The 10,376-nt window shown below is 70.9% G+C and carries 9 protein-coding genes, 4 tRNA genes and 1 pseudogene; 11 read left to right on the forward strand and 3 right to left on the reverse strand.

Annotated features, from left to right (window positions below; all coding sequences use genetic code 11):
* Positions 1-31: 31 nt before the first annotated feature.
* The 3 genes from AIIKEEIJ_RS07955 to AIIKEEIJ_RS07965 all read right to left on the reverse strand — a co-directional run bounded on the left by AIIKEEIJ_RS07955 (position 32) and on the right by AIIKEEIJ_RS07965 (position 276).
* Positions 32-106, reverse strand: a tRNA-Val gene (locus tag AIIKEEIJ_RS07955).
* A gap of 1 nt (position 107) precedes the next feature.
* A tRNA-Cys gene (locus tag AIIKEEIJ_RS07960) sits at positions 108-178 on the reverse strand.
* 25 nt (positions 179-203) lie between these two features.
* Positions 204-276, reverse strand: a tRNA-Gly gene (locus tag AIIKEEIJ_RS07965).
* A gap of 305 nt (positions 277-581) precedes the next feature.
* Here AIIKEEIJ_RS07965 and AIIKEEIJ_RS07970 point away from each other — a divergent pair.
* The 11 genes and pseudogenes from AIIKEEIJ_RS07970 to AIIKEEIJ_RS33940 form a co-directional block, all read left to right on the forward strand.
* Positions 582-653 (forward strand) — tRNA-Val (locus tag AIIKEEIJ_RS07970).
* Positions 654-821: 168 nt separating this feature from the next.
* Positions 822-1,388 (forward strand): DUF742 domain-containing protein, encoded by a 567-nt coding sequence (locus AIIKEEIJ_RS07975; protein ID WP_050035141.1) that lies wholly within the window; start codon positions 822-824, stop codon positions 1,386-1,388.
* 196 nt (positions 1,389-1,584) lie between these two features.
* Complete coding sequence (gene thrS, locus AIIKEEIJ_RS07980) at positions 1,585-3,666, forward strand: threonine--tRNA ligase (RefSeq protein ID WP_043798154.1); 2,082 nt, start codon at positions 1,585-1,587, stop codon at positions 3,664-3,666.
* On the forward strand, positions 3,663-4,211 hold the full coding sequence (locus AIIKEEIJ_RS07985) for an HIT family protein (RefSeq protein ID WP_006943832.1): 549 nt from the start codon (positions 3,663-3,665) through the stop codon (positions 4,209-4,211). Before thrS ends, AIIKEEIJ_RS07985 begins: the two co-directional genes overlap by 4 nt.
* Positions 4,212-4,335: 124 nt before the next feature.
* Complete coding sequence (gene pgsA / locus AIIKEEIJ_RS07990) at positions 4,336-4,989, forward strand: phosphatidylinositol phosphate synthase (protein WP_006943830.1); 654 nt, start codon at positions 4,336-4,338, stop codon at positions 4,987-4,989.
* Positions 4,986-5,891: a phosphatidylinositol mannoside acyltransferase gene (locus tag AIIKEEIJ_RS07995; RefSeq protein ID WP_006943828.1), complete on the forward strand. Its 906-nt coding sequence runs from the start codon at positions 4,986-4,988 to the stop codon at positions 5,889-5,891. The genes pgsA and AIIKEEIJ_RS07995 overlap by 4 nt, the downstream gene beginning before the upstream one ends.
* Positions 5,888-7,015 carry a glycosyltransferase family 4 protein gene (locus AIIKEEIJ_RS08000; protein ID WP_006943827.1) on the forward strand — a complete coding sequence of 376 codons (1,128 nt, stop codon included), beginning with the start codon at positions 5,888-5,890 and terminating at the stop codon, positions 7,013-7,015. The genes AIIKEEIJ_RS07995 and AIIKEEIJ_RS08000 overlap by 4 nt, the downstream gene beginning before the upstream one ends.
* A gap of 40 nt (positions 7,016-7,055) precedes the next feature.
* Positions 7,056-8,075 carry an NUDIX hydrolase gene (locus tag AIIKEEIJ_RS08005; RefSeq protein WP_006943826.1) on the forward strand — a complete coding sequence of 340 codons (1,020 nt, stop codon included), beginning with the start codon at positions 7,056-7,058 and terminating at the stop codon, positions 8,073-8,075.
* A 247-nt stretch (positions 8,076-8,322) separates the two neighbouring features.
* Complete coding sequence (gene pdxS, locus AIIKEEIJ_RS08010; protein ID WP_006943825.1) at positions 8,323-9,225, forward strand: pyridoxal 5'-phosphate synthase lyase subunit PdxS; 903 nt, start codon at positions 8,323-8,325, stop codon at positions 9,223-9,225.
* 116 nt (positions 9,226-9,341) lie between these two features.
* On the forward strand, positions 9,342-10,157 hold the full coding sequence (locus AIIKEEIJ_RS08015) for an acyl-CoA thioesterase (protein ID WP_006941032.1): 816 nt from the start codon (positions 9,342-9,344) through the stop codon (positions 10,155-10,157).
* 112 nt (positions 10,158-10,269) lie between these two features.
* Positions 10,270-10,376, forward strand: a pseudogene (locus AIIKEEIJ_RS33940) (pyridoxal 5'-phosphate synthase glutaminase subunit PdxT); the annotation flags it as partial.

A 10,376-nucleotide genomic window follows, 5' to 3' on the forward strand; every position in this document is an offset into this window, starting at 1 on the left:
CGAGAAGTGCGGGGTGAAACCTGGTCGATCGTGGTGCGCGATACTGGGATTGAACCAGTGACCTCTTCCGTGTCAGGGAAGCGCTCTCCCGCTGAGCTAATCGCGCGAGGTGGAGACGGGAATCGAACCCGTGTGCACGGCTTTGCAGGCCGTTGCCTCACCACTCGGCCACTCCACCGTAAAAGGTCGAGTCCAACCTCTCGAGCGGATGACGGGATTCGAACCCGCGACCCTCACCTTGGCAAGGTGATGCGCTACCAGCTGCGCTACATCCGCATCGCACCGTCCGGCGTCGTGCTCTCCGTGGTGCGGTTGAGAACATTAGCCGACCATCGTCAGAACACACAAATCTGCAGGTGAGGGCGCGGACGAGGCGTCCTCGTGGGTCGTGAGGGCCCTCACCGGCGCCGGCGTGCGGGCTCCGGCGGATCCGGCGTGCGCGGCACGGGCTCCCGCGCCGGGGCCGATGGCGGTGCGCCCGGCCTCCGTCGCCACCGAAAACGGGGGTCGACCAGGCGATTCGTGTTCACCCGGTGGGCGTGTTAATGTTCCTTCTCGTTCGAGCCGCTGCGAAGCGGCCCGGTCCCGTGGCTCAGTGGAAGAGCGTCCCGTTCACACCGGGGAGGTCGCTGGTTCGATCCCAGCCGGGACCACAGCACCGACGAAGGGCACCCCCACGGGGGTGCCCTTCGTCGTTTCGGGCGCGGCTCGATGCGCGCCCGGACGGAACAGCCGTCGGCGGAGCGGTCGTGACCTGCGCGTTCATCGGACCGCACTGCGCAGATGGCAGGATTGCGGTCGGTGTGAGGAGGATGCGGCTGATGAGTGTCGCCGACAACAACTGGCCCCTGGTCGGGGCCACAGGAGCACGATTCGGATCTGCCGGCCGACGGCGGAAGGACCGCCCGGCCCCGGCCCCCGGCGCGACCGACCGGCACGAGGCCACGCCCGCGGTGGACCCGCCGGCGACGGGTGCCTTCGCGACCGTCGCCGCCCCGGCGTCGACCCCGATGCCCGCCGCCGTGACCGCGGTCCCGAGGGAAGAGGAGCCGAGCGGGGCGCAGCCGTCGTTCGTGCGGCCCTTCGTGCGCAGCCAGGGACGGACCCGCGCCGAGGTGGATCTCCCGCTCGAGGTCCTCGTCTCGGCCGTGCCCGACGCCGTGGGAGCCGCGGGCCTCGAAGAACACCGCACCATTCTGGCGCTGTGCGCCGAACCCCGCTCCATCATGGAGATCGCGGCTCTGGCCAAGCTGCCCCTGGGGGTCGCGCGGGTCCTGGTGGGCGACCTCGCCGCCACCGGGGAACTCACCGTCCACCGGACCGTCGACGGGGTCGGCCCCGACGCCCAGCTCCTGTCGCGGGTTCTCGGCGGACTGCGCCGCCTGTAGCCTGCACCGCTCCAGCCTGCACCGCCCCAGCCTGCACCGCTCCAGCCTGCACCGCTCCGGCCCGCACCGCCCCGGCGGTGCCCGGGTGAACGGGCGACCGGGGTGGTGTCGATAGCATGGTCTGGTTGCCGACGCGTGGCATGCCCCGCGGCGTCGGTGCACCCATCACCGGCACGAGCCCGAGGAGCCCACCACAGTGACGACGCCCGCATCCGTAGACCCAGCCGTGCTCGTCCGGGTGCCCGCGGGGACCACTGCCGGTGCCGCCCTCCGGGAGGCCGGCCTACCCAACAGCGGACCCGACGCGATCGTCGTGGTCCGCGACGGCGAGGGCCGGCTGCGCGACCTGTCGTGGACGCCGGAACAGGACACCGAGATCGAGCCGGTCGCCGCCGGTACCGAGGACGGCCGCTCCGTCATCCGGCACTCCGCGGCACACGTCCTCGCCCAGGCCGTGCAGCAGGAGTTCCCGGAGGCCAAACTGGGCATCGGGCCCCCGATCAAGGACGGCTTCTACTACGACTTCCAGGTCGACCGACCCTTCACCCCGGAGGACCTCGCGAAGCTCGAGAAGCGCATGAAGCAGATCGTCAAGGGCGCGCAGCGGTTCTCCCGCCGCGTCGTCGAGAACCTGGACGACGCACGCGAGGAACTGAAGAACGAGCCGTTCAAGCTCGAACTGATCAGTGAGAAGTCTGCCGGCAACAGTTCCCTCGACGAGGACCCCGAGATCATGGAGGTCGGCGGCGCGGAACTGACGATCTACGACAACCTCAACCCTCGGACGGGCGAGAAGATCTGGGGCGACCTGTGCCGCGGCCCGCACATCCCCACCACCAAGTACATCCCGGCGTTCAAGCTCACCCGCAGCTCCGCCGCCTACTGGCGCGGTGACCAGGACAACGCCGGCCTGCAGCGCATCTACGGCACCGCGTGGGAATCCCCGGAGGCACAGGAGCGCTACCTCGAGCTGCTCGCCGAGGCCGAGCGCCGCGACCACCGCAAGCTCGGCAACGAGCTCGACCTGTTCAGCTTCCCCGACGAGCTCGGTTCCGGTCTGCCGGTGTTCCACCCCAAGGGCGGCATCATCCGCCAGGAGATGGAGAACTACTCGCGCCGGCGGCACGTCGAGGCCGGCTACGAGTTCGTGTATTCCCCGCACATCACCAAGGGGCACCTCTACGAGGTGTCCGGTCACCTCGACTGGTACCGCGACGGCATGTTCCCGGCGATGCACATCGACGAGGAACTCAACGAGGACGGCACCGTGCGTAAGCCGGGCCAGGACTACTACCTCAAGCCGATGAACTGCCCGATGCACAACCTCGTCTTCCGTTCCCGCGGCCGCTCCTACCGGGAGCTGCCGCTGCGGCTCTTCGAGTTCGGCTCGGTCTACCGGTACGAGAAGTCCGGCGTCGTCCACGGCCTGACCCGGGTGCGCGGCATGACGCAGGACGACGCGCACATCTACTGCACCCGCGAGCAGATGCGCGACGAGCTGACCACGACGCTGAACTTCGTCCTCGACCTGCTGAGGGACTACGGCCTCGAGGACTACCACCTCGAGCTGTCGACGAAGAACCCCAAGAAGTTCGTCGGCGACGACGTCCTGTGGGAGGAGGCCACCGACACGCTGCGCGAGGTGGCCGAGGGCTCCGGGCTCGATCTCGTGCCGGACCCGGGTGGCGCCGCCTTCTACGGGCCGAAGATCTCCGTCCAGGTGCAGGACGCGCTCGGGCGCAGCTGGCAGATGTCGACGATCCAGCTCGACTTCAACCTGCCCGAGCGGTTCGAGCTCGAATACACCGGTCCCGACGGCAGCAAGCATCGGCCGGTGATGATCCACCGGGCCCTGTTCGGCTCGATCGAGCGCTTCTTCGGCGTGCTCACCGAGCACTACGCCGGCGCCTTCCCGGCGTGGCTCGCCCCCGTGCAGGTCGTCGGGATCCCCGTCGCGGAGGCCTTCGAGGATCACCTGTTCGACGTCACCCGGCAGCTGAAGGCGGCCGGGGTGCGTGCGGAGGTCGACACCAGCGACGACCGGATGCAGAAGAAGATCCGCAACCACACCACGCAGAAGGTGCCGTTCATGCTGCTCGCGGGCGAGCGTGACGTCGAGGCCGGGGCGGTCAGCTTCCGGTTCCGGGACGGCACCCAGGTCAACGGTGTGCCCGTGGCCGACGCGATCCGTCTGGTCACCGAGTGGATCGGACGGCGGGAGAACGCCTCGCCCACCGCGGAGCTCGTCGCTCCCGTCGACCGGGGCGGCGCCGCGTGAGCGGCGACTGCTCCGACGACGCCCTCGTCGATCGCGGTGCCGGAGAACCCGACCACCTGCAGCGGCTGTGGTCCCCGCACCGGATGTCGTACATCGCGGAGGCACCGCGATCCAAGGAGGCGCCGTACGAGCCCTTCACGGACATCCCGAAGATGCGGGACGAGGAGGGTCTCGTCGTCGCGCGCGGCGAGCACGTGTACGCGGTGCTCAACCTGTACCCGTACAACCCCGGTCATCTGATGGTCGTGCCGTACCGCCGGGTCGCCAACCTCGAGGACCTGACCCCCGAGGAGAGCACCGAGTTGATGGCATTCGCGCAGCGGGCGATCCGGGTCATCAAGAGCGTCTCGCGGCCGCACGGCTTCAACGTGGGCCTCAACCTCGGGGCCGCCGCCGGCGGCTCGCTCGCCGAACACCTGCACCTGCACGTGGTGCCGCGGTGGGGCGGCGACGCCAACTTCATCACCGTCCTCGGCGGCGCCAAGGTCATGCCGCAGCTGCTGCGGGACACCCGCGCGTTGCTCGCGGCGGCCTGGAACGAGTGACGCCGCACCGGGCCCCGGCCCCGGTGTCCGTCGCCGCCCCCGCCTGTATGTTTGTCGCCGTTCGCGGGCGTGGCAGGATCGTGTCCCGGACGCAACGGTGTGAACGGAAGACGGGGGTCGGTGGATGCTGAGCTTTTTCGGGCGTGCGTCGGTGTCGAAGGTCACCGCCCCGCTCGGCAGGGCCTTGATCCGCACCGGCCTCACGCCGGACGCGGTGACACTCATCGGCACCGTTGCCACGATCGCCGCCGCCGTGACGCTGTTCCCGATGGGGCAGCTGTTCTGGGGTGCGATCGTGATCTGGCTGTTCGTGATGTTCGACATGCTCGACGGGGCGATGGCCCGCGCCCGCGGCGGCGGCACCCGCTTCGGCGCCGTCCTCGACGCCACCTGTGACCGCCTCGCCGACGGCGCGATCTTCGCCGGGCTGGCCTGGTGGGCCGTCTACGGGGAACAGAGCCGACCGTTGCTGATCGCAACTCTGATCTGCCTGGTCACCTCCCAGGTCATCTCGTACGCCAAGGCCCGCGCCGAAGCGAGTGGCCTGTCCGCCGACGGCGGCCTGATCGAGCGGCCCGACCGGCTCGTCATCGTGCTGGTCGGCGCCGGCGTCACCGGACTCGGCGTGTGGTGGGCGATCCACGCCGCCATGTGGCTGCTCGCCGCCGGCTCGGTGATCACCGTGTTCCAGCGGGTGCTCGCCGTGCGCCGCTCCCCGGATGCCCGCGAGCTGCTGCCCCTGCCGTCGTCGACCCCGGCCGACGGAGAAGCCCGATGAGCGCGACCGAACGTGCCTCCGACCTCGGCTACGCCGCCGGGTGGCGGCTCGTGCGGGCGCTGCCCGAGTCCACCGCCTGCCGCCTGTTCGACCTCGGCGCCGACGTCGCCGCCCGGCGCCACGGTGGCCCGCAGCAGTTGCGCCGCAACCTCGCCCGGGTCCTGGGCGTGCCCGCCGCGCAGGTCCCGGACGAGCTGATCCGGCAGTCCGTGCGGTCCTACGCCCGCTACTGGCGGGAAGCGTTCCGGCTGCCCTCGATGGACCTGACCGTGACGGCCGCCGCCCTCGATCACGCCGTCGAGGGCCGCGAGCACATCGAGCAAGCACTGGCGGCCGGGCGCGGTGTGATCCTCGCGCTGCCGCACAGCGGGAACTGGGACATGGCCGGCGTGTGGTGCACGCAGACCTACGGTGGCCTGTCGACGGTGGCCGAACGCCTGCGCCCCGAATCGCTCTACCAGCGGTTCGTCGCGTACCGCGAGAGCCTCGGCTTCGAGATCTTCCCGCTCAGCGGGGGTGAGTCGCCGCCGTTCGACCGGCTCGCGACGCGGCTGCGCGAGAACCGGATCGTCTGCCTGCTCGGCGAGCGCGACCTGGCCCGCAAGGGCGTGCCGGTGACGTTCTTCGGGGAGCCCACCCGCATGCCCGCCGGCCCGGCGAAGCTCGCCGCCGAGACCGGCGCGCCGCTGCTGCCGGTGCACTGCTGGTTCACCGACGGCGGCTGGGGTTTCCGGGTCCACCCCGAACTCGACGTCACCGGCGGGATCGGGCCGGCGACACAGGCTCTCGCCGACTGCTTCGCCGCCGACATCGCCGAACACCCCGCGGACTGGCACATGCTGCAACCGCTCTGGTTCGACGACCTCTCCGAGGCCCGCCTGGCCCGGATGGAGGCGCGGTGAAGATCGGGATGGTGTGCCCGTACTCGTTCGACGTACCGGGCGGGGTGCAGGCGCACGTCGTGGACCTGGCCCACGTGCTCATCGAACGCGGCCACAAGGTCAGCGTCCTCGCCCCGGCGTCCGACAGCACGGAGCTGCCGGACTTCGTCGTCTCCGCCGGGCGCGCCGTCGCCATCCCCTACAACGGGTCCGTGGCGCGCCTGAGCTTCGGCCCCGTCTCCTATGCGCGGGTCCGGCGGTGGATCAACGACAACGACTTCGACGTCCTGCACATCCACGAGCCGAACGCGCCGAGCCTGTCGATGCTCGCGCTGAAGATCGCCGAGGGCCCCATCGTCGCGACGTTCCACACGTCGACGACCAAATCGCTGGTGCTGAGCACCTTCCAGGGTGTGCTGCAGCCGTATCTCGAGAAGATCAGCGGCCGCATCGCCGTGTCCGAACTCGCCCGGCGCTGGCAGGTGACGTCGCTCGGCTCGGACGCCGTGGAGATCCCGAACGGTGTCGACGTGTCCTCGTTCGCTCACGCCCCGACGCTGCCCGGCTATCCCCGCGCCGGCCGCACCGTGCTGTTCCTCGGCCGGTACGACGAGCCGCGCAAGGGCATGGCGGTGCTGCTCGGCGCGTTGCCGCTGCTCGTCGAGCACTACCCGGACCTCGAGATCCTCGTGGTCGGCCGCGGGGACGAGGACCGGTTGCGCAAGGAGGCCGGCCGGTACGCCCGGCACCTGCGGCTGCTCGGCCAGGTGTCCGACGCGGAGAAGGCCTCGGCGATGCGCAGCGCCGACGTGTACTGCGCCCCCAACCTCGGTGGGGAGAGTTTCGGGATCGTGCTGGTGGAGGCGATGGCCGCCGGTACCCCTGTGGTGGCCGGCGAACTCGACGCGTTCCGCCGGGTACTGCGCGACGGGCGCGCCGGCGTGCTCGTCCCGCTGGGCGACTCGGAGGCGCTCGCCGCCGCGATCCGCGGCCTGCTCGACGACGGTGCCCGCCGTCGCGCCCTGGTGGCGGCGGCGAACGAGATCGTCGGCTCCTACGACTGGCCGGTGGTGGCCGAGCAGATCCTGCGCGTGTACGAAACCGTCACCGTCGGAGCCGGGCCGGTTCGGGAGGTCCGGTCGTGAGGTGCGAGCCGGCGACGGCACCGCGTGAGGGGAGTGGGACGTGACGCTGTCCGCGGTCACCGTTCTCGTCCTGGCGCTGATCTCCGCGATCATCGTCGCGCTCGGGTTGTGGGCCTACGGCACGGCCAACCGGCTGGACCGGCTCCACGTGCGTTCGGACCTCTCCTGGCAGGCGCTCGACGCCGCCCTGGCCCGTCGCGCCGTGGTGGCGCGCGGCATCGCGGCCTCCACCCCGGTCGCCGAGGGCCGTCGGCTGGCCGCGCTGGCCGACCGCGCCGAACGGGCAGACCGTGCCGAACGGGAATCGGCGGAGAACGCGCTGTCGGCCGCGTTGGCCGCGGTGGACACCGAGCGGCTGCGCCCGCAGTTGGTGGCCGAACTCGCCGATGCCGAGGCGCGGGTGCTGATCGCACGGCGGTTCCACAACGACGCCGTCCGCGACACGCTGACGCTGCGCAGCCGCCGGCCGGTGCGCTGGCTGCATCTCGGCGGCACGGCGCCGTTGCCGAACTACTTCGAGATCGCCGAGCGCACGAACCCGGCCGCGGCGACGGGCCTGTCGCTCGACGAGACGCGCACCTCGGCGCGGGTGGTGCTGTTCGACCACGAGGGACGGGTGCTGCTACTGCGGGGCCACGACCCGACCACGCCGGACGTGCACTTCTGGTTCACCGTCGGCGGTGCGGTCGAGGTGGGGGAGACGCTGCGCGCGGCCGCCGTCCGCGAGGTGGGGGAGGAGACCGGGTTGCCGGTCGCGCCCGAGCAGCTGTGCGGGCCCATGTGGCGGCGGGTGGCGGTGTTCCCCTTCAACGGCGAGCTCATCCGCTCGGAGGAACTGTTCTTCGCGCTGCAGACGCCCGCCTTCGAGCCGGGCGACGGCGGATTCACCGACCTTGAGCGCCGCATGAGCCTCGAGCACCGCTGGTTCGCCGAGGGCGAGATCCGGGACCTGCAGCGCCACGGCGAGGCCGTGTATCCGCAGGATCTCGCAGACCTGCTGGGGGAGGCGCGCGACGTCGCCGTGCGTCGTGTGGAGCCGGAGGTCCGCGCCATCCGGTGAGCGCCGGCACTCGAGGCAGGCGGAGTCGATTGCCGGCGAGGCGGGCGGAGTCGATTGCCGGCGAGGCAGGCGGAGTCGATTGCCGGCGAGGCAGGCGGAGTCCGATTGCCTGCGAGGCAGGCCAGGGCCTCGCGACTGGCTATGGGACGGTCCCCGCGGTGCCCCTAGAATCGGGAGCGGCGCCGCGACGTGCCCGATTCCGTCCGCCGCGTCAGTTTCTGCAGGCCATACCCCAGGAGTTCTTGCTGTGAGCAGCCCCGAGTCCGTTCCCACCACCGGCACCGCCCGCGTCAAGCGCGGTATGGCCGAGATGCTCAAGGGCGGCGTGATCATGGACGTGGTCACCCCCGAGCAGGCGAAGATCGCCGAGGACGCGGGTGCCGTCGCCGTCATGGCGCTCGAGCGCGTCCCCGCCGACATCCGCGCCCAGGGTGGCGTGTCCCGCATGTCCGACCCGGACATGATCGAAGGCATCATCGAGGCCGTGTCCATCCCCGTGATGGCCAAGGCGCGCATCGGTCACTTCGTCGAGGCACAGATCCTGCAGGCCCTCGGCGTGGACTACGTCGACGAGTCGGAGGTGCTCACCCCCGCCGACTACGAGAACCACATCGACAAGTTCGCCTTCACCGTGCCGTTCGTGTGCGGCGCCACCAACCTCGGTGAGGCGCTGCGCCGCATCAACGAGGGCGCGGCGATGATCCGCTCCAAGGGCGAGGCCGGCACCGGCGACGTCTCCAACGCCACCACCCACATGCGGAAGATCCGCCAGGAGATCCGGCGGCTGACCTCCCTGCCCGAGGACGAGCTGTACGTCGCGGCCAAGGAACTGCAGGCGCCGTACGACCTGGTGGTCGAGGTCGCCAAGGCCGGCAAGCTGCCGGTGACGCTGTTCACGGCCGGCGGCATCGCCACCCCGGCCGATGCGGCGATGATGATGCAGCTCGGCGCCGAGGGCGTGTTCGTCGGCTCGGGCATCTTCAAGTCCGGCAACCCCGCCGAGCGTGCCGCCGCGATCGTCAAGGCCACCACCTTCTACGACGACCCGGACGTGCTCGCGAAGGTCTCGCGTGGCCTGGGCGAGGCCATGGTCGGCATCAACGTCGACGACATCCCGGTTCCGCACCGCCTCGCCGAGCGGGGCTGGTGACCCCGCCGCCGCCGGCATCCCCGCGTGCGACGGGAGCCTCCGACCGCGTCGGAGGCTCCCGTCGCTTCTCGCCGGGCCCTGCGGATAGCCTGTCGCAGGACCGGGAAGGAGCCCGCATGGCGAAGATCGAGGAGATCCTGGCGCTCGAACACCTCGAGAAGAACATCTTCCGGGGCGTGGCGACGGAGACGTCGCTGCAGCGCACCTTCGGGGGGCAGGTCGCCGGACAGGCGCTGGTGTCCGCGGTGCGCACCGTCGATCCCGCGTACTCGGTGCATTCGCTGCACGGGTACTTCGTCCGCCCCGGCAACCCCGAGAAGCCGATCGTGTATCTCGTCGACCCGATCCGCGACGGCCGGTCGTTCGGCACCCGGCGGGTGACCGCCGTGCAGGACGGGCAGGCGATCTTCACCATGTCCGCGTCGTTCCACGTCCAGGACGACGGCATCGAGCACCAGGACGAGATGCCCCAGGTGCCGGATCCCGACGACCTCGCCGACCTCGCGGACTCGGACGACCCCGGAAACCTGTGGGCCAGGCGCGAGTGGCCGGAATGGGACCTGCGACGGGTGCCGGAGGATCGCCTCTTCCGGCGCGCCGGCATCGTGTCACAGCAGCAGGTGTGGTTCCGGGTCCGTGACCCGCTCCCGGACGACAACGTGCTGCACGTGTGCACCCTGGCGTACATGAGCGACATGACGCTGCTCGGCTCCGCGAGCGTCGCCCATCCCGACGAGCAGACGCAGGGCGCCTCCCTCGACCACGCCATGTGGTTCCTGCGCTCGTTCCGCGCCGACGACTGGCTGCTGTACGACCAGACGTCCCCGTCGGCAGGTTTCGGGCGGGCCCTGACGCAGGGCCGCATCTTCGACCGGAACGGGCGGATGGTCGCCGCGGTGGTGCAGGAGGGACTGGCCCGCTACCTGCGCTGATGCGCCGGCATCCGGCTCGCGGTCCGTGAGCCGGGACACCCCGCCGCGGCTGCTAGCGTTGATATCCAGGCTTCGGACGGGTGTCGTCCCGTCCCCGACAGAACAGGCGACAGTGGGAAGTTCTCCGACCATCGGCGTGCTCGCGCTCCAGGGCGATGTACGCGAGCACCTGACCGCACTCGAGGCGGCCGGCGCACCCCGATCGCGCGGGCGCCGGCC

The organism is Rhodococcus sp. YH1 (assembly GCF_009939605.1).
Lineage (GTDB): Bacteria > Actinomycetota > Actinomycetes > Mycobacteriales > Mycobacteriaceae > Rhodococcus > Rhodococcus aetherivorans.

Bases quoted from the DNA above. Each gene is read 5' to 3' on its own strand.
- AIIKEEIJ_RS07975 (WP_050035141.1), top strand. From the start codon at position 822: ATGAGTGTCGCCGACAACAACTGGCCCCTGGTCGGGGCCACAGGAGCA.
- pgsA (WP_006943830.1), top strand. From the start codon at position 4,336: ATGCTGAGCTTTTTCGGGCGTGCGTCGGTGTCGAAGGTCACCGCCCCG.
- AIIKEEIJ_RS07995 (WP_006943828.1), top strand. From the start codon at position 4,986: ATGAGCGCGACCGAACGTGCCTCCGACCTCGGCTACGCCGCCGGGTGG.
- AIIKEEIJ_RS08015 (WP_006941032.1), top strand. From the start codon at position 9,342: ATGGCGAAGATCGAGGAGATCCTGGCGCTCGAACACCTCGAGAAGAAC.